Source organism: Ruegeria sp. HKCCA5463 (assembly GCF_013034175.1).
In the GTDB taxonomy this organism is placed as follows: domain Bacteria; phylum Pseudomonadota; class Alphaproteobacteria; order Rhodobacterales; family Rhodobacteraceae; genus Ruegeria.
On the sequence record NZ_WQFL01000001.1, the window covers coordinates 34809 to 59605 of the forward strand.

The window sequence follows — 24797 nt, forward strand, 5'->3', positions numbered from 1 at the left end:
GCCGAAGCCTTCGCTTTGTTGTCCGGTGTGCGGCAATTGCTGAGTGGGTGTTCAGGTACATTCTGCATTTTCGGGTAGTTTCTGGTCGATTGCGGGCCAAAGCGGCATGAGAAGCGTCAATTCATCCACGTATCGCGACAACCAGATCCATGACATTGGTGCCGGTTGGCCCGGTTGTCAGCAGGCCTTGGACTTTTTCCAGGAAAGACCCGCTATCGGCGTCTTGAAGGGCGCGTTCGGCGCCCTCACCCCAGGTTGCTCCGGTTATGATTCCACCCGCCGCATTTGTCGGGCCATCCGTGCCGTCGGTGCCGCCCACGATCACCGCAAGATCCGTCTGCCCCGCGATCTCTTTTGCCAAGGCAAGCGCAAGGGCCTGATTTCTACCACCACGTCCCGGGTAATCAGGCAAGACCACGGTCGGTTCTCCGCCAAAGATCATCACGCCTTTTTCCATTCCACGCAGCATGGGCCCAAGACGCGCCGCGACCTGCAAATAGTCGTCGTGCAGGGCCTCATCATTGGTCCAAATCCTCAGCCCCATTGTTTCCGCTGCTTTGGCGGCGGCATTGCGGGCATGCGCGTTCGAAGCGACGATCCGGTTGCTGGCGGCAAAGGAATGCTTGTCGGGCAATGCTCCGATCCCGGAACCGATGACGTTCAGATCGTCTCCGGGCACATCCGAAATCGCCAGAACCGTGGCGCGGTCTCCGGCGAAATGGGATAGCAGGCCGCCGCCCTTGATACGTGACAGCTTGCGCCGCTCGGCATTCATTGCGCGGATATCCAGCCCTTTGGACAGCAGTTCGCGGTTCAACGCCTCGAGATCCGCCAGCGATGTTCCGGGAAGCAGGTCCTCGGCCAGGGATGACGCGCCACCCGAGACCAGCAGCAGAACATGTGATCCGGGCCCCATCTGTTCCATGGCCAGGCGCAGTGCCCGTCCGCCCGCGAGGCTGCGGTCGTCCGGAACGGGGTGTGACGCCTCGATCACCTCGACCCCGGCCGGCAGGTCGTGGCCATGCCCGTCTTTGGTGACCACAAGCGTGGGGATGGCGCCGAAATGCTCCAGCGCAGCCCGCGCCATGGCTGCGGCGGGTTTGCCCACGGCCAGAATACGGTCTGGTTTCGGGACATCAGGCAAGGCGGCCAGGGTGGCCTTATACCCGCCGACGGCATCAACACCGGCCTGCCACAACCTGACAGCTTGCTTTTCAATATCCATCAATTCTCCACCCAGATCGTGACCGGCCCGTCATTTACAAGCTCAACCGCCATGTCCGCGCCGAACTGCCCGGTTTCCACCGCGATACCCTGCGCGGCAAGGTGCTCTGCGAAGACCTTGTACAATTGCTCTCCCAACTCGGGCGGGGCTGCGTTTGAAAATCCGGGGCGATTGCCGCTGGAGGTGTCCGCCGCCAGTGTGAACTGGCTGACCACCAAAGCAGAGCCTTCAACATCCAGAAGCGAGCGGTTCATCTTGCCGGCGTCATCCTTGAAAATCCGCAGTTTCGCGGTTTTTTCGGCCAGTTTTTCTGCCTGTGCCTTGCTGTCGCCCTGCATGGCGCAGACAAGAATCATGAGCCCGGGGCCAGTTTTGCCGATGACGGTGCCTTCGACCGACACTTTGGCCTGTGTCACCCTTTGCAGCAATGCGCGCACTTGGTTCCTCCCCCCGAAACGTTGACCCTGCCTGAGCGACGGTTTAGCCGCGCCAGTCCACAAAGTCACCCAATGCCGCGCGTTCCGTACGGAAGCTGTTTGCAGGATGATCCATATCCGAATAGCCAAAGGAAATTGCGCACAGGATCAACCGGTCATCGGGGATCTGAAAATACTGATGCAAAAAAGGGCTGTACGCCGCCAATGCCGCTTGCGGGATGGTTGCCACGCCCAATGCCTGAGCGGCGAGCGCAAAAGCCGTGACAAAGCCGCCGCAATCCATTGCACCATAAGGTCCCAGCTCTGCCGGGCTTGAGATGATGGCACAATGTGGTGCGCCAAAAAGGGCGAAGTTCTGCATCATTTGCTGCGCCGATCCTTTACGGTCCCCCCGTTCTACGCCAACCGCGTTGTAGAGCGCCCAGCCGCACGTCCGGCGGCGGTGTTGATACACGCCGGAGTAGGAAACGGGAAAAGGAAGATCGGGGGCCGGCGTGCCGTTCCTGGCTTCGTTTGACATCGCGTCGCGGAACCTGTCGGTTTCGTCTTTGCTGGTAATGACCAATTGCCAAGGTTGCGCATTGCACCAGCTTGGCACCCGCGACGCGCTGGCCACGATCTGTTCGATGTCACCACGTGGCACCGGGTCGGGCCGAAAGGCGCGGCAGGAATGGCGCGCGGTCAGAAGCGTGTTCAGGTCGGCCAGGGTCACGTCGTCTTCTCCTCCGGGGCAGCCGGCGGCAGGATGGGTGAGAAGCCGGGGATGTTCAAGGGGTTCCGCCGCAGAGTTTTCGGCTAGAGCCCCTGAAGGTCATTGCTGTCCGGTCGCCATCAGGTATCCGATGCCTGCGGCAACCAGCAGGCCAAGCACAACGGCGATCGTGATCTTGATTGCCGACCAGGGGCGTTCTCCCTGAACCCGGCCGGTCCGGCCGTTCACCACGAAACGATACGTCTGACCGCGATACTTGTACGCCGCCAACCAGATCGGCAGCAGGATATGTTTGAACGTGACATCGCGCACATCGGTGTCCACTGCATGGATGCGTTGCCTGTCGCCCCCAATATCAAAACGCACGTCCCGCTCGATCACGCGGGCCATATATGCGCGTGCTTCGGCATATCCATCTTTCAGCTCGACCGTATAGGCCTCGGCCCGAAAACCGGCGAGGTACTCTGGCTGGTAAGGTTCCAGAGCCGGGAGATCCCAAGGCTCCAGAGCATCCGTGTAAGCCTTGGGCAGGGACTTTGAGGCCAACACCAACACGTCGTCAAAAAACCGCGCCACCCGGCCGGACTTGGGCGTCCAGCGGACCTTGGGCACCTGTTGTTGTACCCGTTTGCCATCCCGCATGACGGTGCGGGTTTCATAGTAGACTATGCCGCGCTCTCCGCGATAGGCCGACTTCGTATCGGCGTCGAAGGTCCAGTAGGGCACATAGATGCCCTGCATCCTGCGACCCTTGCGGGCATAATCTTTCAACCCGTTCGGCGCGAACCACAACCTTCCCAGCCAGTTGCTCATGGCCTTGTGGGCGGCGCGTTCGTCCAGCGCAAAGGGCAGAACGCCTTTCGGTTTGATATGCCGGTTCACCCCGGTGTCCGTCACGACCGGGGTGGCGCAGAACGGGCATTCCGCAGCATGGGTGTCGGGATCAAATTCAACCTGCGCTGCACAGTTCGGGCAGGACAGAACCCGCGTCTCTTCGATTTCGCTGTCGGGCAGGCGGTCGGCGATGGCAGCGTCGAAATCCAGCTCGCGCAGGCTGGCGCCGCCCCAGGGGCCGGCACCGATCGGTTCGGAATGGCCGCAATGGTCACAGGTCAGAGTGCCGGATAGCGGGTCGAATCGATAATCCGCGCCGCACTGGTCACACGGGAAACGATGTTCCGCGAAATCAGGCAATGGGGTAGGGGTATCCGTCATGATACGCTCAGTCTTTGAGAGGGAAGTAGAGATAGTCCGCGCGGTCTTCCTCGGGCAGGACATGCGGCAGCATCGCGGCCTCGCAGGCCCCAATCGTCTTGAAGTTTTTACGCCCCTCAGCCAATGTCAGGCCGTGATTGGCCGCCGAAGGCTCGCGCAGGTTCGTGTCATATCGGATGTTCTCATCCTCCCAGAAACATATCGGGCAGATCAGGTACTTTCCACGTTCCGAAAGGGTGACATAGTCGCAGCAGGGGCAGACGAAATGCGGTTCGGGCCGCGTTCTGCGCCTGCCCTTTTTCGAACGCTTTCCAAGGCCGGCCATGCGGTGCCCTCATGCGCCGGGCGGGGGCGGCGGCAGGATCGTGAACAGCTGCGCCAGTTCCTGCACCTCACCCGCCTTCTTCCAGCCGTCCTGACCGGGCGTCCACACGTAGGTGTCGCGTGTGATCTCGCCCTCACTGGCCATGCGACCCATCTTGGCCTTCGAGAACGGGCCGCTGGTCTGTCCGTCCACCGCGATATGCCACACATGCTCCACCGGCGGCGGAGGCGGCGGGGCCACATGCGCGGATGGTTGCGGGGCAGCGGGCGCGGGCGCGCCCCACGGGCCTGACGACTGACCCGCTGCCATGTTCGACATCTGGTTCGCCATCGCCATGCCCATTCCCATACCAAGGCCAGCGCCCATGCCGCCGCCACCGCTTGGGTTGCTGGCTGCCGCCGTCATCGCCTCGGCCGCGGAATACTGGGTGAACTTGCCCAAATCCCCCGCCAGCCCCATCGAGGTGCGCTTGTCCAGCGCCGCCTCGACCGCCGGCGGCAGTGAGATGTTTTCGATGTAGAATTCCGGCATTTCCAGCCCATAACCGTCGAGCACGGGCGAGACCTCGGCCGCGATCAGCTTGCCCAGATCGGCGGTGTTTGCAGCCATGTCCAGAACCGGGATGCCCGAGCCCGCGATCACCCGGCTGAATTCCTGCACGATGATGTTGCGGATTTGAAAGCTGATCTCGTCCATCGTGAATTCACCGTCGGTGCCCACGATCTCGACCAGAAATTTGGCCGGGTCCTTCACCCGGATCGTGTAGGTGCCATAGGCGCGGATCCGGGTGGGGCCGAATTCGGGATCGCGCAGCATTATCGGGTTCTTGGTGCCCCATTTCAGATCGTTGAACCGGGTCGTGTTGACGAAATAGATCTCGGACTTGAACGGCGACTGGAACCCGTGATCCCAATGTTGCAGCGTCGTCATGATCGGCATGTTGTTGGTTTCAAGCATGTAGAGGCCCGGCGTGAACACGTCGGCCTGCTGGCCTTCGTGCACGAATACGGCCGCCTGGCCCTCGCGCACGGTCAGCTTGGCGCCATACTTGATCTCGTGGCCCTCACGTTCGAACCGCCAGACCATCGTGTCACGGGTGTCGTCCACCCAATGAATGACATCAATGAATTCTCCGGTCAGAAAATCGAATATTCCCATTTGGGTTCTCCTGTCCTTGGGGTCAGAGCGACTGCCCCATCAATTCATGTGCGATAATTCGTACGATGGGCCGCGCTTCATCAACGCCTACGCCGGGCTGCAACCGTGGGTCATACAACATCGTCAGCAGCTTTTCGTCGTGACTGGTCAGCAAGGCAAATTCGTCATCATCGTTGAAAATCGAAGGTCGCGCTGCCGGGCTGTCATTGGACAAACCAAGACCCTGAGCAATTTCTTCGTGAATGCAGCTTTGGCGACCCAGATCCGTCAGTTCGGCCCGAATGAGGGACACGGCACGTACGTACCTGTGTGGTGATGAAGTCGTTGCCGATGCAAACACCAGACAGTCGAAATTAGCACGTGGATTGGCCACCAGATTCAGCGAGTCCTGACTGATATTCGGGATCAGCTGTTTCAGGCGGGACACGACATAGGCGCTGTCATCCTTGCCTGCAAAAAAGACATGGAAATTGGCGTTGCGGGAGACAACGGAAACCGGATGATCGGTCAATCTGGCCAGTCGGGTTGCAAAGGACCGCACCTGATCTGCATCTTTCTGCCGTGCAGAGGGAAGCACGGAGGGCCCGAACTCGGTCTGTATGCGGACAGAGCCGGACCATCGGCTGAGTTGCCCGTCCGTCTGACGCGAGCCAACCGCGACGCTTCGTGTCGGATACTCGCTGTAGAACGCAATCGCTTCGAAATTTCGCGCCAGATCGTCGGCATCATAGGGAGTGTCCGGGCCACCCCCATCGGTGCGCAAAAGCCCCCGCACCAGCAAATCCCGTTCAACCCGCTGATAAAAACGCGCCAGATCCTGACTTGCGGCCGACGGCGGCACATAGGCATTGGCTGCCACGGGGGCGGGTGTCGGGCGAGGTTGCGGAACAACGGATGACGTCAGGGTCTCATCGCAATTGGCCAGAGCCAAAAGCGATACCATCCCCAAGGTCCCTTTCAAGTAAACCAAGGCCCGCACGCCGATCCAGCCCTTAGCCGGGAACCGCCGTACCGGCATTGTCGCCGGTTCCGTCGCGGCGCGCTTTGGCGGCCGCCAAAGTGTCGCGCAGTTCCTTTTCCATCTTCTGCAACTCAGCTTCGGCTGCGGCGCGTTTGGCCTTGCCTTCGTCCGCAATGGCAAGGCTTTCGTTGATGGTGCCAATCAGGTCGGCATTGGCCTGCTTGACCGCTTCGATGTCGAACACGCCACGCTCCATCTCTTGGCGGATCATCTTGTTCGATTCGCGCAGGTTGGCTGCATTCGAAGTCAAAAGCTCGTTCGTCAGATCGTTGGCATCCCGCACCGCGGCGGCGGCTTCGGCGCTGCGTTGTATCGTAACCGCCTGGGCCAGCTGTGTTTCCCACAGCGGGACCGTGTTCACCAGCGTCGAGTTGATCTTGGTGACCAGCGATTTGTCGTTTTCTTGAACCAAACGGATCGACGGCAGCGACTGCATCGTGACCTGTCGTGTCAGTTTCAGGTCATGAACCCGGCGTTCTAGGTCGTCACGCGCCGCACGGATGTCACGCAGTTCCTGTGCCTTCATCACTTGCTGGTCTTCCGGAGCGGCCTGAACTTCGGCTTCCTTTTCAGGGATGTCGTGGCTGTCCAGCTCGGTCAGCTTCTCTTCGCCCGCAGCGATGTACAGCGCCAGTTCGTCATAAAAGCCCAAGGTCTTCTCATAAAGCAGATCCAGAGATTTGATATCCTTGAGCAGCGTATGCTCATGCCCCAGAAGATCGTCGGTAATGCGATCGATCTGGCCTTGAACCTCTTCGTATTGCGCTGTGAATTTTGCAAACGGTGCAGCCCTGCCCAACAGTTTCTCCCACCAGCTGCGCTCGCGCCGCACGTCAAGTTCACTGACCGAGAAACCGCGGATTGTGGTCACGATATTACGCAGGCTGTCTCCGGCCGGGCCGACATCCTTGTTGCGCACATCCGCAAGCATGGCCTGGCTGATTTCCTGCAGCTCGGCCTGAGCGGACGAGCCAAACGCGACAATCGAATTGGTGTTGTCCATGTCGATTTCATTCATCCGCTTGCGAATTTCGGCGCTGACGGGTTCGTCGGCTTCCTCCAACGACACGACTTCGGCTTGCGGTTCGGGTAGGGCAACTGCGGTGACTTCCTGTACCAGAGTCTCGGCCTGAACTGCCTTGTTCTTGATCTCATCGGACATGGGTATGTTCCTCGCTCAAATATGGCCGGTCAGTCCAGCCGGACGCCTTCGCGCTGCAATCTTTCACGCAACACGCCGATTTCGACCGTCAGATCACTGCGGTCATCCAATAGCATTTTCCGCGTACGCGCGGCAAAATTCTGTTCCAGATCGTCCAGAAGGGCGGAATAGTCGGCCAGTGCCTGCGCGTCGCGGGTGCGCGCATAGACATCAGCAAATTTGACAGTCGCATCACGCGCGCCCTGTAGATACACAGTCAGATATTTTCTTGCGCCGGCCAGATCGCGGGGGTCTTCCTCGACCGTGCGGAACAGGTCACGTGCGGTGTCCTGAAATCGCTCGACTCGGGCTTCGACACGTCGATCGCCCGCGCGTTTTATGGCATCCGTCATTTCCGACAAGTGTTTCTCGGCATCATCGACCACGCGCGCCACTCGGTCTTGCTGAAAGGTGTCGACCCCCTCCATGCCCTTGTTCTTCATCGGATCAAGCCCGAATGAGACAGAATGCAGAGCGGTCGCTGCGACACCAAACAGCACGGGGGCTAACAGGCTGACCTGCGCTGCCGCTTCAGCGTCCAGAAACTCGGACCTGTAAGACGCAAGGCCAGCACCAAGACCGGTGAGAACACTGGCAAATATCTTCCGCGGAAAAGCAGGGCGTCGGGCGGTTTTGCGGGCATTGTACGCGGCTTCGGCTCTCAGACCTTCTCGCAGCAAGAATGCGGCCGCCGTCAGAAAACCAGCGGCGACCAGCCCCAGCGTCATACCAATCGCGCCGTCGTTCAAGGACAGAAACACCAAAGGAATGGCGGGTAGAAACAGAATATTCGCACGTGCGCCAGCGGGCTCGACCCGTGCGCCGTCAAACTGACCCCTCGGCAGTGGGGTGTTTTCCGATTCATCCCCCTGTGGGCTGTATTTGCCGCCAAACCGCTTTGCCATGGCTTACAGACCTCCGAGCAAACCAGTGCAGACGCCAAACAACAGCACCAACAGCACAGCGTAGGCCAGTTTTTGCACTCCGCTTCCGGACATCACGCCCCCCAAATAGCAGCTTTCACTGAAAATTTAGGGTATGCGCGGGCTTAGCGCTAGGGGGAAGGTTGCCGAACCCACATCACTTACGGGGATTCTTGCCGACCAGAGGCCGTTTTCTTTTGGGCCGTGACGGGCGTTTGGGCGGGTTGCCGGGCTTGTCTTCGGCGTCCAGACCCAGCTGGTCCCGCATCACCCTGCGACGGACTTCTTCGACCTCGCCCTGTTTCAACGTCCCAAGCTGGAAGGGGCCGTAGGACACCCGCAACAGACGATTCACGGTAAAACCGATATCTTCCATCGCGCGGCGGATTTCGCGGTTCTTGCCTTCGCGCAAACCGATCGTCAGCCAGGCATTTGCGCCCTGCTGGCGATCCAATGAGACGGTCATTGGCTGGAACCGTTCTCCCTCGATTACCAGCCCCTTGCGCAGCGGTTCGAAATCTTCGTCCTTCGGGCGACCGTTCACCCGTACGCGGTACTTCCGCAACCAGCCGGTCGAGGGCAGTTCCAGCTTGCGCTTGATGCCGCCATCGTTGGTCAACAGCAGCAATCCTTCGGAATTCAGATCCAACCGACCGACGCTCATTACCCGTGGCATGTCGTCGGGCAGCTTGTCGAATATTGTCTCTCGTCCTTTTTCGTCGCGGGTCGTCGTCACCAACCCGGCGGGTTTGTGATACAGCCACAGACGCGACGGTTCCGGTTCCGAGACCGGCCTGCCGTCGACTGCGATCTTGTCTTTCGCGGTCACGTTCAGGGCGGGGCTGTCGATGGTCTTGCCATTCACTGCCACTCGGCCCGCTTCTATCATGCGTTCAGCCTCGCGCCGGGACGCTACGCCAGCGCGGGCCAGGACTTTGGCGATCCGATCGCCGGGGGGTGGGGTCGTGTTCATGTCAGGGCCATACCGCATCCCGGGCGCTTGCGAAAGGCGGGTTTCTGCGGCAGTCAGGGGGCATGGTATTCAAATCGCATATGCAACAGGCCCTGGCCGAGGCGCGCGCAGCCGCTGACCGCGGCGAGGTGCCCGTGGGGGCCGTTGTCGTCGGACCGGACGGAGCGGTCGTGGCCGTGGCCGGAAACCGGACGCGCGAGTTGAATGACCCCACGGCCCATGCGGAAATCATGGCCTTGCGTGCAGCCTGTGCGCTGGCGGGCTCTGAACGGCTGCCGGATCATGATCTCTACGTCACGTTGGAGCCTTGCGCGATGTGCGCCGCGGCCTTGGCGGCCGCGCGCATCCGGCGGATCTATTACGGTGCGGCAGACCCCAAATCCGGGGGCGTGGCGCATGGCGCGCGCGTGTTTTCGCATGCACAGGCGCATCACGTGCCCGAAGTCTATGACGGGATTGCAGGCGAAGAGGCTGCCGCGCTTTTGAAGGCCTTCTTCGAAGCGCGCCGCCAGGACAAGCCGTGCTGACGCGCTGCGCTGTCGTCAGACGGTGATGGCTTTCATAACCTCAGGTTCGATCACGTCGACCCCGGGCAACCCGTCGATCAATGCCTGTGCGGATTGTTCCAGAATGGGGAACGTCTTGTAGTGACATGGGATGACCGTCTTGAAGTCAAAGAACCGTTTCGCGGCATAGGCGGCGGCTTTCATATCCATAGTGAAATGCCCGCCGGCCGAAAGGATGCCGATATCGGGCTTGTAGTAATCCCCCATCCATTCCATGTCGGCCATGATGTCGGTATCGCCCGAGACGTAGAGCATACGCCCCTCGGCCGCGATCATGAAGCCGACTTCACTGCCGCCGGTGCGCAGACCGTCCGGTGTTGAAAAAGTCGAGCTGTGAGAGGCCGGTACCATTGTCACCATGACGCCGTTCAGGTCAACGGTGCCGCCTTTGTTGAAACCAATGGTCTCGATTCCTTCCGCTTCGCTCCAGTATCCCATCAGGTCATACTGTCCGACAACGGGGATTTTCAGGTGCTTTGCCAGGGGAAGTACATCGGCCACGTGGTCAAAATGCGTGTGGGTCAAAAGAATGTGGGTCGCCCCTTCCAGCACGGCATCATGCCGATCTTCGGGCAAGACCGGGTTGCCGGTCAGCCACGGGTCGATCAACAGAACCTGCCCCTGCGTTTCAATGCGAAAACTGCCATGGCCCAGCCAGATAATGTTCATTCCGGTTTTCCTCCCATAAGGTCTCTTGGCAGCAGCCTAGCATCGGCTATGTAAAATTCCATGGACTGGATTCGAGAAATTGATGGCTATTGCGAACGCGTGTCGGCGGACTATTGGGCCGAGCCGATCAATGCGATCACGAACGCTGCTTTTCTGATTGCCGCATGGATCATGTGGCGGCGCGTGCGCGATCAGGACATGCCGCTGGCCAAGGGTCTGGTCGTGATTTTGGCCATGATCGGGATCGGAAGCTATCTGTTTCACACCCATGCCCGGGTTTGGGCGGCTTTGGCGGATGTGGCGCCGATCCTGCTGTTCATATTGGTCTATATATATGCGGTGAACCGCGACATCTGTCGCATGTCGTCTGGATTGGCGATCTGCGGTACGCTTCTGTTTCTTCCCTATGCGGCGGCCGTTGCGCCCCTGTTCCAGCTTGTGCCGGGGATTGGTGGGTCGGCGGCTTATGCGCCGGTCCCTTTGTTGATCCTGATCTATGCGTTCCTGCTGCGGGGCCAAGACATGATCTTGGCCAAAGGGATGACAATCGGGGCCTTGATCCTGATTCTGTCGATCACGTTCCGGGCGCTGGATTTGCCAATTTGCAGGCAATGGCCAATGGGGACGCATTTCATGTGGCATATCCTGAATGCCATCATGCTGGGATGGATGATCGAGGTGTATCGCGCAGCTCTTGTCAGGGGCCGTTTCGATAAAGGCCCGGCGCCTTGAGGCGCGGGAGGATCGCTTGTGTCCTCCGAGCCTCGTGACAAGTAGGTCAACGAAACCGCCCTGGTCCGCTCCTAGTTCTGAAAGGCTGCGGCCAGATGGTCGGGCAGATCAAATTCGTTCAACACCCGAGCGCGGCCTTCGGGCGACATCTTGCGGGCTGTTTTTTCAACGATGCTCTGGATTTTCTCGGCCGAGTGTTTTGCGGCAAAGGGCTGGAAATACCATTTCAGAAACACAAAGCAGATCACGTCTTCCAACGCCTGCACTTCCGCGTCCCGCTTGATGCCCTGTTTGCGCAACATGCGCCCTGCGGCCTCGACCTGTTGTGAATCGTAACCTTCGCGGGTCATCAACCCCATGACCACGTCGGCATGGTGTTCGCCCTGCGCCTTGCGCCATGACAGATATCCAACCCGGCCTTCGGGATATTCACTGCGGGCAAGTTTCCAACGTTCCACATGCTGCCCGCGCGCGGCGATTTGAAGGGCGTCGGAAGCGTCCGGAAACAGGCGGCCCAGCTCGGCACTCATGCGTTCGCCATACAACAGTGCCGCGGGGCGGCCATCGTCTTGGTTGGGGTCATTTGCATTGGCTGCGTCGATTGCGTCCAGAACCGCTTGTTTTTGCGCGCTCATCATCTGCTCCACTGGCTTGCCTGAACTACGAAACCTCGGCGCAGTTCTGTTCTGTATTCGACGTTATGCTAACGGCTTGCCCTGGGATGTGCATCCTCGAAAATGAAAAACGGCCGGGTCAGAGAGGGGATATCTGACCCGGCTAGGACCTGCGCGTTATTTGGCAGGTTTAACCTGATCCTGCGTGACCGGTTCCGCGATAGGGGACGGGAAGGTCAACGTGCGTGTCAGGTTGCTTGTGTCGATACCCAAAGCCATGGCCGGTGCGGCCAAAATCGTGGCGGACAAGACTGCGGCTGTTATCAGGGGTTTCATGTTTTTTCTCCGGTTTGCGTTATGTCGCATAAATAAAATGAACAGTACAGTTTAGTTTTCAAGATCGATAATGAACTATTCGGTTTACTTTTTTGCATACCAGTCATTCAGTTTTGAATGGCCTCAGAAGAGGGGGGAGTTCCAAACTCGGACCTGCCCAAGGCACCCCGGTCTTGCGACTGCCGCTACAGACGGGTAAACGCCCCCTAACGTAGATGAGGGAAGCCGATGTCGATTGACCAAAGCACCGCCGCCAAAGTGGCCAAACTGGCCCGGATCAAGGTCGAGGATGACGCGCTGCCGGCGCTGGCATCCGAGTTCAACACCATCCTTGGGTTCATCGAACAGCTGAACGAAGTGGATGTGGAAGGTGTCGAGCCGATGGTTTCGGTTACACCCATGCGCCTCAAGCGTCGTCAGGACGAAGTCACCGATGGCAATCAGCAGAACAAGATTCTGGCCAACGCCCCCGACGCCCGCGAAGGGTTCTTCGCAGTCCCCAAAGTGGTGGAGTAAGACATGAGCGATCTGAACAAATTGGGCCTGGCCGAGGCCCGCGACGCGTTGCGAGCCGGCGACGTCACCTCTGTTGAGCTGACAGAAGCCTGCTTGAAAGCCATTGATGAAGCAGATGCGCTGAACGCATTCGTCCACAAGACGCCCGAGATCGCGATGGAGCGCGCCAAGGCCGCGGATGAACGGATCAAGGGTGGGGACGCTCCGTCAATGTGTGGCCTGCCGATCGGCATCAAGGACCTGTTCTGCACCAAGGGCGTGCCGTCGCAAGCCGCGTCGGGCATTCTTGAAGGCTTCAAGCCGGAATACGAATCCACCGTGTCACAGCAACTGGCCGACGCAGGCGCGGTGATGCTGGGCAAGCTGAACATGGACGAATTCGCCATGGGCTCGTCCAACGAAACATCGGTCTATGGCAACGCGGTCAGCCCGTGGCGTCGTGGCAACGATGATGCGCAGCTGACGCCGGGCGGTTCGTCGGGCGGATCTGCGGCCGCCGTTGCTGCCGATCTGTGCCTTGCAGCAACGGGTACCGATACCGGCGGTTCCATCCGGCAGCCCGCGGCTTTAGTCGGGATCACCGGCATCAAGCCGACCTATGGTCGTTGCTCGCGCTGGGGCATTGTGGCGTTTGCGTCCTCGCTGGATCAGGCCGGTCCGATGACCAAGAATGTCCGCGACGCCGCGATCATGCTGGAAACCATGTGCGGCCATGACGCCAAGGATTCGACCAGTGCGGATCTGGCCGTTCCGAATTTCGAAGCGATGCTGACTGGCGACATCAAGGGCAAGAAGATCGGTATCCCCAAGGAATACCGCATGGACGGCATGCCCGCCGAGATCGAAAAGCTCTGGGCCGATGGTGCCGCGATGCTGAAGGATGCGGGGGCCGAGATCGTCGATATCTCGCTGCCGCACACCAAGTATGCGCTGCCTGCCTACTATGTGATCGCCCCGGCCGAGGCGTCCTCGAACCTCGCCCGCTATGACGGTGTCCGCTATGGGCATCGTGCACAGTTGGCGCAGGGGGATGGCATCACCGAGATGTACGAAAAGACCCGCGCCGAGGGCTTTGGCCACGAAGTGCAGCGCCGGGTCATGGTCGGCACCTATGTTCTGTCGGCTGGTTTCTACGACGCCTATTACAATCGTGCCCGCAAGGTGCGCACGCTGATCAAGAAAGACTTCGAAGACGTGTTCGCGGCCGGTGTCGACGCCATACTGACCCCGGCAACCCCATCGGCGGCCTTCGGTCTGGGCGAAATGACCGAAGCAGATCCTGTTCAAATGTATTTGAACGATGTCTTCACCGTGACCGTGAACCTGGCCGGACTGCCCGGTATCTCGGTCCCCGCAGGGCTGGACACACAAGGTCTTCCGCTGGGATTGCAGCTGATCGGGCGTCCCTGGGAAGAAGGCGACCTGCTCAATACCGCCTATGCGCTGGAAAACGCGGCCGGTTTTGTGGCCAAGCCCGGGAAATGGTGGTAAGCCTCGGGCAACTGAAGCACTAGACACGGAGCCAAACAATGCGCGTTTTGCTTTTGGTCCCCGCTCTTGCACTGGCAGCTGCGTGCACGGATGTCGCGCCGCTGACCAGTACGGGTTTCAACACGCCTGAATACCAGGCGCAGCGCGAGGCTCAATTGGCAGGTCAGGGCGTGGCCGGCAACCCTCTGCTGGCCCCGGTCGAAGTTTCACAACAACCGCTGGGCGCCCCGGGTACGGCGCCTGTTGCCACGGGTGAAAACGCGGATATCGCCAACCAGGCCGCGGCGGCATTGGCCAGCACATCTGGCCAAAACTCAGCCGCGGTTACGGCGGTTCCCGTGGCGAACACTGGCGCGATTTCGGATGAACAGGATTTTGCCGCCGTGTCCGAACGCCGTAGCATCGAATCCGACGCCGCCCGGATCGAGCAGAACCGCCAGACGTATGAACTCGTGGCCCCGACGGCAGTGCCCGAGCGCACGGCGAGCGGCCAGACAAACATTGTGCAATACGCGCTGAGCACGTCCAATCCGGTAGGTGTGCAACTTTACAGCCGGTCCGGTTTCAACCTTCAGGCCAAGGCTCAGAGGAACTGCGCGCAATTCCCATCCCCTGATCAGGCTCAGATCGAGTTTCTGTCCAATGGCGGCCCCCAGCGCGACCGCAAAGGTCTGGACCCGGATGGGGATGGCTATGCGTGTGGCTGGGACCCGAGCCCGTTCCGCAGTGCCGTCAGCAACTGACCCCCTGAACCCGATCTGGCATCCGTCACCCAATTTTGGTGAGCGCCGAGATGGTCTGACACCATCCTTGATCGTGATCCATTACACGGCGATGGACAGCGCGCAGGCGGCTTTGGATCGTCTGTGCGACCCAAAGGCCGAGGTCTCGGCCCATTACCTGATCGGCAATGATGGCACGCTGTGGCAGATGGTGCGCGAAGAAGACCGGGCTTGGCACGCGGGTGCCGGAGAATGGCACGGTCAGACCGACATCAACTCTCGTTCCATAGGCATCGAGCTGGACAACGCCGGCAAGCATCCGTTCCCCGAACCCCAGATGCATCGGCTGGAACAGCTGTTGCGCCAGATAATGCACCGTTGGGCCATCTTGCCAAACGGTGTTATCGGCCATTCGGACATGGCGCCTGGGCGCAAATTTGACCCCGGTCCGCGATTTGACTGGTTGCGGCTCGAGCGCAACTTGCTGGCCACGCCCCGCGGATATGCCGCTGGTCCGCAAACTGCATCAAAGGGCCAGTTCCGAAATCTGGCTCAGGCTGCCGGTTTCAGCGCTGATGTAGACGATGATACGCTGTTGCATGCCGTCCGCCTTCGATACCGCCCATGGGGCAGGGGGCCTTTGCAGCAAGCCGACCTTGCACCGTTGATCCCGCACTCCTGATCCGCCCTTCATCTGGCTGAAAATATCCCGGGGTTGAATTGGCCGCAGGCCAAGAAGGGGCTGGCCCCTTCTCTGAACCATCCACCCTTGACGCCGCCGACCGCAGAGCCTACCCAACCCACGCGCGGAGGGCCGGATGGCCGCTGGGGTCGCAAGGCCCGAGAGGAAAGTCCGGACTCCACAAGACAACGGTGCCGGGTAACGCCCGGGCGGGGCAACCCGACGGAAAGCGCCACAGAAATCAGACCGCCCGGAACTTTGGTTCAGGGTAAGGGTGAAACGGTGGGGTAAGAGCCCACCGCGCCCCTGGCAACAGGGGCGGCACGGCAAGCCCCACCGGGAGCAATGCCAAATAGGGTCCCCGCGCGGGCCGGTCGGCGCAAGCCGATACCGCCGCTAAGCGCGTCTTGGCCGAGAGGGACCGGGTTGGCAGCTTGAGCCGCGCAGCAATGCACGGCCTAGAGGAATGGTCATCGAAGGGGGCAACCCCGGAACAAGATCCGGCTTACAGGCCCTCCGCGCGTATCCTCCTATCCTCCGGGCGGCGTGTAGGAACCGGTCAGCGCCGCCGCTTTCTCTGTTATCGACGTGAACTCGTCTGCGGTCCAGGCGCGAACGGTTTCGATGTTCGTCACTGCACCCGACGCGGCGACAGCCATGCCAACGGCCACGGCGTCTGTCCCATCTGGGGCTTCGCTGATCACAACCACGTCGTTGCTGCCGGTTGTCATGTAGAAGGACAGCAGCCTGCCGCCTACTTTTTCCAGCAGAGCTTTCACCGGACCGGTGCGGTTCTCGGGCTTTTGCAACATGCCTTTGACACCGGCTTGCGAGTAAGATGCGTAAGTAATGAAAATGGGCATGGATACCTCCTGTTACATCAAATCGTTTTTGGGTCTTCAAGTCAGCCGACCCCGGGCCGTCGAAAATCAGGTGCCAGAAAACAACGGCGCCGTGATGAACCAGAGGCCCGCACCGATCAGCGCAGAACCTGTCACCGGCACAAGCCACCGGGCCCCGGGCAGGAGTTTTTCCAGCGCGACATAGGCGGCAATTCCGACAATCCAGTAGAGGTTCATGATCCCTCCGACGAAAAGCAGCAGCATCAGTGCCCAGCAGCATCCCAGACAATACGTGCCGTGCAGGATACCGGTTCGGAATGCACCGAGTGTTCCGGGCCGGTTGTGATTGGCCAGGAAACGTGCGGGGCTCTGACAGTGGCGCAGGCATGCGTTTTTCAAAGCTGAAAACTGATAGGCGCCAGCCGCCAGCAGAACGCTGCCTGCGAAGACACCCGAACTGATCGTCATCATCGGCCCGTCGGACAACCCGATTTGTTCCAACCCCCATTGCAATGCGGTTGCAATCAGGCTGAACGCCCCCCAGGCCACCAGATAGCCGGATAAAAACCACAGGCTGAACGCAACCGTCCGGTGCTTTTCAGGCCCTGTCCGCTTGACCGCGATGAACAGAAGAACGGCAGGCGCAGCGCTTGGGGTCATCATGGCGATCATCATGACCCACCACATCAGAAAAATCAGCAAGGCATAGCTTGCGCTCCACGCTGCTGCCGGGCCCATTTGCATGGGATCTCCGACAGGGCCGGCCATCCGGGTCATCTCGACCGCGGACATGTTCATCCCGACGCCAGCTATCGTGTACCAGGTTGCACCGAGGATGATCAGAAGAACGCTTCCCAGAACAATCGCGCTGTCCTGTCTCAGCAACCACTCAACCGTCCCGCCCCGGGGCGATGCGTTCTGCTTGGTCATGGGTGTTCTCTGCTTATGCGCCCAAGACGCCATGGCCCGAGATGTTCAGATGCGCCAGATGAGCATGGGTTGCGTCAAAGGTCAGCCGGATCTGACCACCCGTTGTAGTCGCACTGCCCGATGCCGCCTCGGCGTGGCGGTATTCAAAGCCGTTCGGCAACTGTATCGACGCGCGGTGAGGTGCGCCCGATACGATATGAGGGATCGGATTGACCTCAACATCGAAAACTCCGGCAACCTTGGCGTATCCGCTGCGCTCGTCACGGTTCCAGTCCAGTTCAATCGGAACAAACAGCGTTTCATGTTTCAAAGGCGCCATGGCGCTGAAGACATACCAGAACGTGGCCATTTCATCCGTATCCTGACCGGTCATGATCGCTTGCAACGCGGCACGCTGTTCAGCTGTTGCGCTTTCATCAATGATCAGCTGCATCTGACCGTTACCTTCATGAATTGGTCCCGGCCAATAATAGACACCTGCCGCCCGAAGACCGCCCAGATCAGTGTCACCGTAGTGACCGCTTTGAATGTCAAAGACCACAACCGCCTCGCAATTGCCGTGTGACGGAAGTACGCTGAACTGACACGGGCAACCAAAGTTGCAATTGCAATTGGCCAGTTCTTCGGCCTGAATAGCCCATTCTGTCATGATAGCCCCCCAAGAAAAGTCGCATAAAACAACTCTGCTCGTTGCGGGTTGAACCCATTCACGCTGCCTCGGCCTTCGAGCCTGAATTCGGCTTCTTGGATGGGCGAACCTATCACGAATCCGTGATATGTACAAACAAGACCGCAAATTACATGCCATCTTTGAGCTTTATCATGTGCCGGGCTATGGGCCGGTCGCGTTCAGGTTGAGCACGGTATTCGGGATTGCATTCGGCTGTTAGACTTTCGGAACCAATTTGAAGATATGGGAGGTTGATTATGAGCTTTATGAAAACACTGGCGTCCGTAGCCATTGGTTTTGCTGCGGCCAAGGGTATGGAAAAATATCAGAAGATGGGCGGCATGGCTAGGCTGCAAGACATGATGCAAGGCGCCGGCGGTGGTTTTGGCGCGGATCAGCTGGGCAAAATGGCAGAACAATTTGGCCTGCCCGGTGGCGCGTCAGGCTTGCAGGACATGATGAGCAAGATGGGGGTTGGCGGCAGCACAGCCGGAGCCGCTGGTTTGGGTGGGTTGTTGAACGCCATGCAAGGGGCCGCCAAAACTGCCAATCAACACACAGGTGACATGATGGAAACCGTGTTCGGCGGCACGCCCGCGGGTGCAGCGATGGAAGAGCAGGCAAAACTCATGCTGCGCGCAATGATTCAGGCTGCCAAGGCAGATGGTGAACTGGACGAACAGGAAAAGGAAATCATCCTGGGTGAATTGGGCGATGATGTCAGCGAGGAAGAGCGCGCATTCGTGCAAGAGCAGCTGAACGCACCGATTGACGTCATGGGATTGGCGGCTGATTCTGGTGCGCCGCTCAAGACGCAGATCTATGCAACTTCCCTGGCTGCGATCCGTCTGGACAACGCGCGCGAGGCATCTTACCTGCGGCAATTGTCCACCGCTCTGGGTCTTTCCGACGCGGAAAGAGACCAGATTCACACGTATATGGGCGCGCCAACCCTGCCTAGTTGAACCTGCACCAGATTCCTGTGCCTGTATGATCCGATTGGCCTTGACATAGGCGGTGCAGCGCGTAAAAGCGCACGCTCATAGGAATTCAACCGAAAGGCCCCTGCCTTTTCGGACGCAGGAGATAACCATGGCGAAGCCGACGACAATCAAGATCCGTCTGAACTCGACCGCGGGCACGGGCCACTTCTATGTGACCAAGAAGAACGCGCGCACCATGACTGAGAAAATGACCATTCGTAAATACGACCCGGTCGTTCGCAAGCATGTCGAGTACAAGGAAGGCAAGATCAAGTAATCTGCCATTCCATATGGAAATTCCGGAAAAGGGCTCTGTTGCACAGAGCCCTTTTTCAGTTCCGGTTTCCTGATTTCAGCGGATGGCAAGCTGCGGCAGTCCGTTGCAGTGGCGCATCAGCGTTTGGGACAATCGCATCCCCTGCGGCTTGCTTTTTATGGGAACCTGCAAGTACGCTTCAGCAAACCGCCACAAAATGTTGACCGCCATGAAAAAAATCTTGTTATCCACAATTGCCGTTCTGACCCTAGCGGCCTGTGAAGACCCGTTTAACCGCGAAGGTGTCGGGTTTACTGGAATCGATGGCGAACCGCGCACGATTTCGGACGTACCCGGTGCCGTCGCCTTTCTGCCAGACGCGACCAACGTTCCGGCAGAGCTGGCGGAACTGCGGACAGTCACGCTTTTGAGTGATGAGGTTGAGCCGTCCAAGGTGGCTTCGGTTGCAATAGACAATGGCGGGCAGACGCCAAACACTGCTGTTCAACTGCAAGGAAGCGACACAAACTTGTTCCTCAGCACTGTCAGTGTCAACGGCACCATATTTGGTGTGCTGCGCACGAGTTCGAACAGTGTGAAGGTCGACAATTCGATCGGTGTAGGCTTTGCGGAAGAAACAGAGCGTTTTACCGGCTGTCTGCCAGCTGGCGGTGTATTCCGCAAAGGAACCTCCGAGAAAAGTTCCGGCTTCGCCATACCGCTGAACTGTAGCTGATCCCGATTACGTTCCAGTATCTCAAAGCCCCGCCTCGACGGCGGGGTTTTTCATTTCCGGGCAAAAGAAATCCGTCGCGCAAAAGAAAAGGGCCGGTCGTGGACCGGCCCTGAACCAATTCGGTTGTCGGCAAGGCTTATTCTTGCTGACCCATGAACATCAGCAGGAACTGGAACATGTTCAGGAACGAAATATACAGGCTCAGCGCGCCGTCGAAGGCGGCTTTGTCCAGCCATTCCTGATCGCCATGTGCAGCGTGGGCGACGTAAGTGTTCTTGATGTCCTGCGTATAGAACGCGGTCAGACCGGCAAAGATCAGGATGCCAATGGCCGAGATGGCCAGCATCATTACGCCGGATTGCAGGAACAGGTTGATGATCATCGCAACCAGCAGACCGATCACGCCCATCATCAGGAAAGTGCCCATTCCGCTGAGGTTCCGCTTTGTGGTGTAGCCATAAAGGCTGAGGCCAGCAAAGGCGATCGACGTCACCAGGAAGGTCTGGGTAATCGAGTAGGGCGTGAAGACCAAAAAGATCGAGCTCATCGAGATGCCCATCACGGCGGCAAAGACGAAGAAGCCAAGCTGAACTGTCGCGGCTGAGCCACGGCGCATCAGGGCACCCCATCCAAACAAGATGAAGGCCAGCGGAGCGAACATGACCACCCATTTCAGCGGCGACAGGAACAGCGCGCCGCCCAAGCTCGTCAGATAGCGGTCAGCGCCGATCTGTGCAACCGCGTTGCTTGGATCGCTGGTTACTGCCAGACCGGCAATAGCCCATGCCGCCAGTGCCGTGATCAGCATGCCGACGGACATGGTGCCGTAGACTTTGTTCATGTGGGCGCGCAGGCCCTGATCAATCTCGGCGGCGCGCGCGCCGGATGCCGTCCGGATCGTGTCGAATTGTGCCATCAAAGGGTCTCCCTAGTCGTCAAGTTAGAGCGCCCCGGCAGAGCGGGGCGGTTTTCCATCTAAATATCGGCAACAAGGGGCTGTGTTTCAAGAGATTCCGAGCGAAAACCGACTAAAACACGCAACAAAAATGCCAACAGGCGACTCAAGGTCGCCCATCGCCATAAAAATATGAGAGTCACATTCACCTTTTCCAGAATTGAGGTGCGTCCCAGAAAAAGCGTTTTGCTTCTGCGGATGCTTCCTCGCGGGTGACTCCGATGTCGTCCAGCACGGCAGCATCCAGTTGTGCCAGATTTCGCCGCTGTCTGGACAGTTCGAACGCTTGAGAGATCAGGGACACCAGGGAACGTTTGGCCGGTTTGCAGGGATTATGGATTGCGAGTTGCGTCATAGCTTGTCCTTTCTGTATTCTCGATGGTTTTGCTGGCTGTTATCAATTTCCTTGATTGATATGGGTGAGTGTGACACATTTTAAAAACGAATATTTTTGATGGAACGCATAAGGAATCGTGAAGATGCGAAATCTGGACATTACAACCCTGCGATCCTTTGTGGCGGTGGCGGATCAGGGCGGTGTAACCCGCGCCGCCGGATTTCTGCACCTGACGCAGTCTGCGGTGTCCATGCAGCTGAAGCGGCTGGAGGAGCTGCTGGGCCTGGAGTTGCTGGACCGAAGCGGCAGGACAATTGCCCTGACCGCATCCGGTGAGCAGCTGCTGGCCTACGCGCGCCGCATGATTGCCCTGAATGACGAGGTAATCTCAAAACTCACCGATCAGGCCTTTGAGGGCGAAGTGGTTCTGGGCGTTCCCCATGACATCGTCTACCCCGCGATTCCCCGGGTCCTGCAACGGTTCAACGCCGATTTTCCCCGCGTCAGGGTGCAGTTGGTGTCGTCCTATTCACTGCAATTGAAAGACATGTACAAGCGGGGCGAATGTGATGTGATCCTGACGACTGAACCGTCTTCGGCCGCTGGCGCAGAGACCATCGCAGAGCTGCCGTTGCGCTGGATCGGCGCGCCGGGCGGGTCCGCATGGCGCAAGCGTCCGTTGCCTCTGGCGCTGGGGCGGCGCTGCTTGTTCAGACCGCAGGTCATATCGGCGCTGGATGCGGCCGGAATACCGTGGGAGCTGTCCGTGGAAACCGAAAACGACCGTACCATAGAAGCCACGGTCAGTGCTGATCTTGCGGTTCACGCAATGCTGGACGGAACCGAGGCCGCACATCTTGAACAGATCGACTCGGGTGGGGCCCTGCCGGATTTACCTGCGCATATGATCAACCTCTACGGTGGCGAGCAGGGCCGGGATGCGGTTGTCGAAGCTCTGGCACAGTTGGTGCGTCAGAACTTCAGATTGCTGGGCGGTACCCAGTTGCGGGCCGTGGTTGGATGATCGCGATCAAGGCGTGATCACGATCTTGCCCGTGGATTTTCGCTCTTTCAGCAACTGCATTGCATGCGCGACATCTTCAAGGGGCAGGACGTGACTGATGTGCGGTTTTATCCTGCCCTCTGAATGCCACTTGAACAGGGTGTCGAAACTGTTGCGCACAGCTTCGGGGCGGAATTTCAGATAGCCGCCGATATACACCCCGATCACGGTCAGGTTTTTGACCAGCAGATGATTGGCCGGAATCTGCGGGATGTCGCCCCCGGCGAAGCCGATGGGCAGCAAACGCCCTTCGGGATTGGTGGCCCTGAATGCCGCCTTGAACACATCCCCGCCGATGACGTCATAGACGACATCCGCGCCACCCAGCGATTTGACCCGCTCGCGCAGGTCTTCGGAAGCATCGATCAGATGATCGGCACCAGCGGCACGGGCAACGGCAAGCTTGTTCTCGCCGCGCGCCTGCGCGATGACCGTGGCGCCCATGAGTTTGCCGATTTCGACGGCCGTCAGGCCGACACCTCCCGCTGCGCCGGTGACCAGAAGGGTTTCACCCGGTTGCAGGCGTGCCCTATGATCCAGGGCCATGTGACTGGTGGCATAAGCGATCTGGATGGCGGCGGCGTCTTCGAATCCGGTGTCGTCCGGCAGCACGATCGCACGATCCGCGTCGAATACACCGTACTCGGCCAACCCACCCTGACCGGAATAGACTGCGATCCGGTCGCCTGGGCCGAGTGTTGAAACGCCGGGCCCGACTGTATCCACGATACCGGCGATCTCCATGCCCAGGGTGAATGGGGCAGGTGGCGTGTCCTGATACGCCCCCGTCTGCATCAGCAGATCGGCGAAATTCAGGCCGCAAGCTTTTATCGCGACCCGCACCTGGCCTTCGCCCGGCTCGGGTATTTTCACGTCACAAAGCTGGGCAGACGCCCCGTCGGATGGAATGCAATAGGCCCGCATATTGTTCCTCAAGAGTTTCCGACATAGGCGCGTGTGCCGTCAGAAAAGTCAATCCGTTTGCTGCGCGGGCGCAAAAGGCCCCCGATTTTGAAGGAGGATTCAGTTGCAGGAATACGGTTCTGTAAAGGCTTTGGGTAATACAACCACAAATCCCTGTCACGGGCATTCGACTCAACCAGCTTGAAAAAAATCTCAAAACCGGCATTATAAACAATCAGTGCTGTAAACGGGGGGCGGTACAGTCCGTATTAGGGAGCGGTTAAGGGGAGCTCTCTAAAACTGCGATATCGGACGTCGCAAAATCCCGTGCAGATGTTTGTGTAGTATAGGAGAATACCAATGACTCATCACGTCGATGTCCATGTGGGCAAGCGCGTTCGGCATCGCCGCTGGCTGATTGGGATGACCCAGCAGCAGTTGGCGCAGCAAGTTGGTATCAAGTTTCAGCAAATCCAGAAATATGAGACCGGTGCCAACCGAATCAGCGCATCCCGCCTGTGGGACATCGCCGAGGCGCTGGATGTTCCGGTCAGCTTTTTCTTCGAAGGTCTGGAAGAAGCCCAGAAAGGCGATGCGGATAAGAAATCCGTCCCTGCCGACCTGATGGGTGACAAAGAGGCTTTGGATCTGGTGCGCTCTTACTATGCGATTCCGGAAAACCAGCGTCGCCGCCTGTTCGAGCTGGCGCGGGTTCTCAGCGACGTTGCCTGACTGACTTGACTTTGTCGCGGATTGCTCGCACCTCAGGGTCATGCAACCGACGACACAGAGCGATATCGAAATTGCCGAAGAAATGGCCGAAGCTGCGCGTGAGGCCATACTCCCCTTTTTTCGTCAAACAAATCTGGAAACCACGAACAAGCTGGCCGATGGGTTCGACCCGGTCACAGTGGCGGATCGGGCCGCTGAACAGGCGATGCGGGACGTTCTGGCGCGGCGGCGCCCGGATGACGGTGTGCTGGGCGAAGAGTTCGGCGCGCATACGGGCACCAGTGGCCGCACCTGGGTACTGGATCCCATCGATGGGACCCGTGGGTTTATCAGCGGCACGCCAACCTGGGGTGTTCTGATTGCGCTGAGTGATCAGGACGGGCCTTTTATGGGTGTAATCGATCAGCCGTATATCGGAGAGCGCTTTGTCGGATCGTCTTCCGGTGCTCACATGACCGGTCCGCAGGGCACCAGAAGAATGCAAACGCGCGATACCAGGGCGCTGGATCAGGCGACCTTGTTTACCACGTTCCCCGAGGTTGGAACCCCGAATGACCGCGCAGGGTTTCAGGCGGTGTCCGAGCAGGTGCAGCTGACGCGCTATGGAATGGATTGCTATGCCTATGCGCTTCTGGCTGCCGGTCAGGCGGATTTGGTGATCGAGGCGGGCTTGAACTCCTATGATATTCAAGCGCCGATTGCCGTTATTCAGGCGGCCGGCGGTATCGTGACCGATTGGCAGGGCGGCCCCGCACATCACGGCGGCCGGGCCCTGGCCGCGGCAAACGCTGACCTTCACGCCGCGGCGCTTGAGATACTCCGCCAATTCTGAATTCTGTTGCCCGGCGCATCAAAGGCAACTACACCGGGGA

31 protein-coding genes and 1 other RNA gene are annotated in these 24797 nt (G+C 59.2%); 13 read left to right on the plus strand and 19 right to left on the minus strand.

Annotation, left to right across the window (positions count from 1 at the left end):
• Positions 1–121 precede the first annotated feature (121 nt).
• The 10 genes from GOW09_RS00165 to GOW09_RS00210 form a co-directional block, all read right to left on the minus strand.
• Positions 122–1225, minus strand: a complete 1104-nt coding sequence (locus tag GOW09_RS00165) for a glycerate kinase (RefSeq protein ID WP_171114723.1) — start codon at positions 1223–1225, stop codon at positions 122–124.
• On the minus strand, positions 1225–1662 hold the full coding sequence (gene dtd, locus GOW09_RS00170) for a D-aminoacyl-tRNA deacylase (protein ID WP_171114725.1): 438 nt from the start codon (positions 1660–1662) through the stop codon (positions 1225–1227). The genes GOW09_RS00165 and dtd overlap by 1 nt, the downstream gene beginning before the upstream one ends.
• A 43-nt stretch (positions 1663–1705) precedes the next feature.
• Positions 1706–2374 (minus strand): nitroreductase, encoded by a 669-nt coding sequence (locus tag GOW09_RS00175; protein ID WP_171114727.1) that lies wholly within the window; start codon positions 2372–2374, stop codon positions 1706–1708.
• 99 nt (positions 2375–2473) lie between these two features.
• Entirely contained in the window at positions 2474–3589 is a 1116-nt protein-coding gene (locus GOW09_RS00180; protein WP_171114729.1) for a TFIIB-type zinc finger domain-containing protein, read from the minus strand.
• Between the two features lie 7 nt (positions 3590–3596).
• Positions 3597–3914, minus strand: a complete 318-nt coding sequence (locus tag GOW09_RS00185; RefSeq protein ID WP_171114730.1) for a CPCC family cysteine-rich protein — start codon at positions 3912–3914, stop codon at positions 3597–3599.
• 9 nt (positions 3915–3923) lie between these two features.
• Positions 3924–5072, minus strand: coding sequence for an SPFH domain-containing protein (locus GOW09_RS00190; protein ID WP_171114732.1), 1149 nt, complete (start codon positions 5070–5072; stop codon positions 3924–3926).
• A 22-nt stretch (positions 5073–5094) separates the two neighbouring features.
• On the minus strand, positions 5095–6015 hold the full coding sequence (locus tag GOW09_RS00195) for a DUF2927 domain-containing protein (RefSeq protein WP_171114734.1): 921 nt from the start codon (positions 6013–6015) through the stop codon (positions 5095–5097).
• Positions 6016–6064: 49 nt separating this feature from the next.
• Positions 6065–7255, minus strand: a complete 1191-nt coding sequence (locus GOW09_RS00200; protein WP_171114736.1) for a toxic anion resistance protein — start codon at positions 7253–7255, stop codon at positions 6065–6067.
• 29 nt (positions 7256–7284) lie between these two features.
• Positions 7285–8199 (minus strand): 5-bromo-4-chloroindolyl phosphate hydrolysis family protein, encoded by a 915-nt coding sequence (locus GOW09_RS00205; protein ID WP_171114738.1) that lies wholly within the window; start codon positions 8197–8199, stop codon positions 7285–7287.
• Positions 8200–8374: 175 nt separating this feature from the next.
• Entirely contained in the window at positions 8375–9190 is an 816-nt protein-coding gene (locus GOW09_RS00210; protein ID WP_171114740.1) for a pseudouridine synthase, read from the minus strand.
• Between the two features lie 62 nt (positions 9191–9252).
• Between GOW09_RS00210 and GOW09_RS00215 the strand changes: the two genes are divergently transcribed.
• Positions 9253–9717 (plus strand): nucleoside deaminase, encoded by a 465-nt coding sequence (locus GOW09_RS00215; protein ID WP_171114742.1) that lies wholly within the window; start codon positions 9253–9255, stop codon positions 9715–9717.
• 15 nt (positions 9718–9732) lie between these two features.
• On the opposite strand, the gene GOW09_RS00220 is transcribed toward GOW09_RS00215, so the two are convergent.
• Positions 9733–10425 (minus strand): metal-dependent hydrolase, encoded by a 693-nt coding sequence (locus tag GOW09_RS00220; protein ID WP_171114744.1) that lies wholly within the window; start codon positions 10423–10425, stop codon positions 9733–9735.
• Positions 10426–10485: 60 nt separating this feature from the next.
• On the opposite strand from GOW09_RS00220, the gene GOW09_RS00225 reads away from it, so the two are divergent.
• On the plus strand, positions 10486–11157 hold the full coding sequence (locus GOW09_RS00225) for a ceramidase domain-containing protein (RefSeq protein ID WP_171114746.1): 672 nt from the start codon (positions 10486–10488) through the stop codon (positions 11155–11157).
• 71 nt (positions 11158–11228) lie between these two features.
• Here the strand turns inward: GOW09_RS00225 and GOW09_RS00230 are convergent, their stop codons facing one another.
• Together GOW09_RS00230 and GOW09_RS00235 are read right to left on the minus strand one after the other, a co-directional pair.
• Positions 11229–11792 carry a DUF4202 domain-containing protein gene (locus GOW09_RS00230; RefSeq protein ID WP_171114748.1) on the minus strand — a complete coding sequence of 188 codons (564 nt, stop codon included), beginning with the start codon at positions 11790–11792 and terminating at the stop codon, positions 11229–11231.
• A 156-nt stretch (positions 11793–11948) separates the two neighbouring features.
• Positions 11949–12107: a hypothetical protein gene (locus tag GOW09_RS00235; RefSeq protein ID WP_170343617.1), complete on the minus strand. Its 159-nt coding sequence runs from the start codon at positions 12105–12107 to the stop codon at positions 11949–11951.
• A gap of 228 nt (positions 12108–12335) precedes the next feature.
• Here GOW09_RS00235 and gatC point away from each other — a divergent pair, with 228 nt between their 5' ends.
• The 5 genes from gatC to rnpB all read left to right on the plus strand — a co-directional run bounded on the left by gatC (position 12336) and on the right by rnpB (position 16042).
• Positions 12336–12623, plus strand: coding sequence for an Asp-tRNA(Asn)/Glu-tRNA(Gln) amidotransferase subunit GatC (gatC, locus tag GOW09_RS00240; protein WP_171114750.1), 288 nt, complete (start codon positions 12336–12338; stop codon positions 12621–12623).
• A 3-nt stretch (positions 12624–12626) separates the two neighbouring features.
• Positions 12627–14114 carry an Asp-tRNA(Asn)/Glu-tRNA(Gln) amidotransferase subunit GatA gene (gatA, locus tag GOW09_RS00245; RefSeq protein WP_171114752.1) on the plus strand — a complete coding sequence of 496 codons (1488 nt, stop codon included), beginning with the start codon at positions 12627–12629 and terminating at the stop codon, positions 14112–14114.
• 38 nt (positions 14115–14152) lie between these two features.
• Positions 14153–14857: a hypothetical protein gene (locus GOW09_RS00250; RefSeq protein ID WP_171114754.1), complete on the plus strand. Its 705-nt coding sequence runs from the start codon at positions 14153–14155 to the stop codon at positions 14855–14857.
• Positions 14808–15518, plus strand: a complete 711-nt coding sequence (locus tag GOW09_RS00255; protein ID WP_253283897.1) for an N-acetylmuramoyl-L-alanine amidase — start codon at positions 14808–14810, stop codon at positions 15516–15518. Before GOW09_RS00250 ends, GOW09_RS00255 begins: the two co-directional genes overlap by 50 nt.
• A gap of 124 nt (positions 15519–15642) precedes the next feature.
• Positions 15643–16042: RNase P RNA component class A (gene rnpB, locus GOW09_RS00260), an RNA gene on the plus strand.
• A gap of 6 nt (positions 16043–16048) precedes the next feature.
• On the opposite strand, the gene GOW09_RS00265 is transcribed toward rnpB, so the two are convergent.
• The 3 genes from GOW09_RS00265 to GOW09_RS00275 all read right to left on the minus strand — a co-directional run bounded on the left by GOW09_RS00265 (position 16049) and on the right by GOW09_RS00275 (position 17939).
• Positions 16049–16381, minus strand: a complete 333-nt coding sequence (locus GOW09_RS00265) for a GYD domain-containing protein (protein WP_152458759.1) — start codon at positions 16379–16381, stop codon at positions 16049–16051.
• Between the two features lie 66 nt (positions 16382–16447).
• The gene (locus GOW09_RS00270) at positions 16448–17290 is read right to left on the minus strand and encodes a DUF2182 domain-containing protein (RefSeq protein ID WP_171114756.1); all 843 of its coding nucleotides are present in this window, start codon (positions 17288–17290) and stop codon (positions 16448–16450) included.
• 13 nt (positions 17291–17303) lie between these two features.
• Positions 17304–17939, minus strand: coding sequence for a DUF1326 domain-containing protein (locus GOW09_RS00275; protein ID WP_171114757.1), 636 nt, complete (start codon positions 17937–17939; stop codon positions 17304–17306).
• 278 nt (positions 17940–18217) lie between these two features.
• Between GOW09_RS00275 and GOW09_RS00280 the strand changes: the two genes are divergently transcribed.
• The 3 genes from GOW09_RS00280 to GOW09_RS00290 all read left to right on the plus strand — a co-directional run bounded on the left by GOW09_RS00280 (position 18218) and on the right by GOW09_RS00290 (position 19935).
• A complete protein-coding gene (locus tag GOW09_RS00280; protein ID WP_171114759.1) occupies positions 18218–18925 on the plus strand; it encodes a DUF533 domain-containing protein in 708 nt (235 codons plus the stop codon).
• A 127-nt stretch (positions 18926–19052) separates the two neighbouring features.
• Positions 19053–19220, plus strand: a complete 168-nt coding sequence (gene rpmG / locus GOW09_RS00285) for a 50S ribosomal protein L33 (protein ID WP_037309480.1) — start codon at positions 19053–19055, stop codon at positions 19218–19220.
• A gap of 208 nt (positions 19221–19428) precedes the next feature.
• Positions 19429–19935 (plus strand): hypothetical protein, encoded by a 507-nt coding sequence (locus tag GOW09_RS00290; protein ID WP_171114761.1) that lies wholly within the window; start codon positions 19429–19431, stop codon positions 19933–19935.
• Between the two features lie 136 nt (positions 19936–20071).
• On the opposite strand, the gene GOW09_RS00295 is transcribed toward GOW09_RS00290, so the two are convergent.
• Both GOW09_RS00295 and GOW09_RS00300 read right to left on the minus strand, forming a co-directional pair.
• Positions 20072–20851: a Bax inhibitor-1/YccA family protein gene (locus GOW09_RS00295; RefSeq protein ID WP_171114763.1), complete on the minus strand. Its 780-nt coding sequence runs from the start codon at positions 20849–20851 to the stop codon at positions 20072–20074.
• Positions 20852–21035: 184 nt separating this feature from the next.
• Entirely contained in the window at positions 21036–21194 is a 159-nt protein-coding gene (locus tag GOW09_RS00300) for a DUF1127 domain-containing protein (RefSeq protein WP_254443802.1), read from the minus strand.
• A gap of 175 nt (positions 21195–21369) precedes the next feature.
• Here GOW09_RS00300 and GOW09_RS00305 point away from each other — a divergent pair, with 175 nt between their 5' ends.
• On the plus strand, positions 21370–22251 hold the full coding sequence (locus GOW09_RS00305) for a LysR family transcriptional regulator (RefSeq protein ID WP_171114768.1): 882 nt from the start codon (positions 21370–21372) through the stop codon (positions 22249–22251).
• A 6-nt stretch (positions 22252–22257) separates the two neighbouring features.
• Here GOW09_RS00305 and GOW09_RS00310 read toward each other — a convergent pair whose 3' ends face one another.
• The gene (locus GOW09_RS00310; protein ID WP_171114770.1) at positions 22258–23214 is read right to left on the minus strand and encodes an NADPH:quinone oxidoreductase family protein; all 957 of its coding nucleotides are present in this window, start codon (positions 23212–23214) and stop codon (positions 22258–22260) included.
• Positions 23215–23553: 339 nt separating this feature from the next.
• Here GOW09_RS00310 and GOW09_RS00315 point away from each other — a divergent pair, with 339 nt between their 5' ends.
• Positions 23554–23925: a helix-turn-helix domain-containing protein gene (locus GOW09_RS00315; RefSeq protein WP_152458749.1), complete on the plus strand. Its 372-nt coding sequence runs from the start codon at positions 23554–23556 to the stop codon at positions 23923–23925.
• A gap of 40 nt (positions 23926–23965) precedes the next feature.
• Positions 23966–24757 (plus strand): histidinol-phosphatase, encoded by a 792-nt coding sequence (hisN, locus tag GOW09_RS00320; RefSeq protein ID WP_171114772.1) that lies wholly within the window; start codon positions 23966–23968, stop codon positions 24755–24757.
• Positions 24758–24797 lie beyond the last annotated feature (40 nt).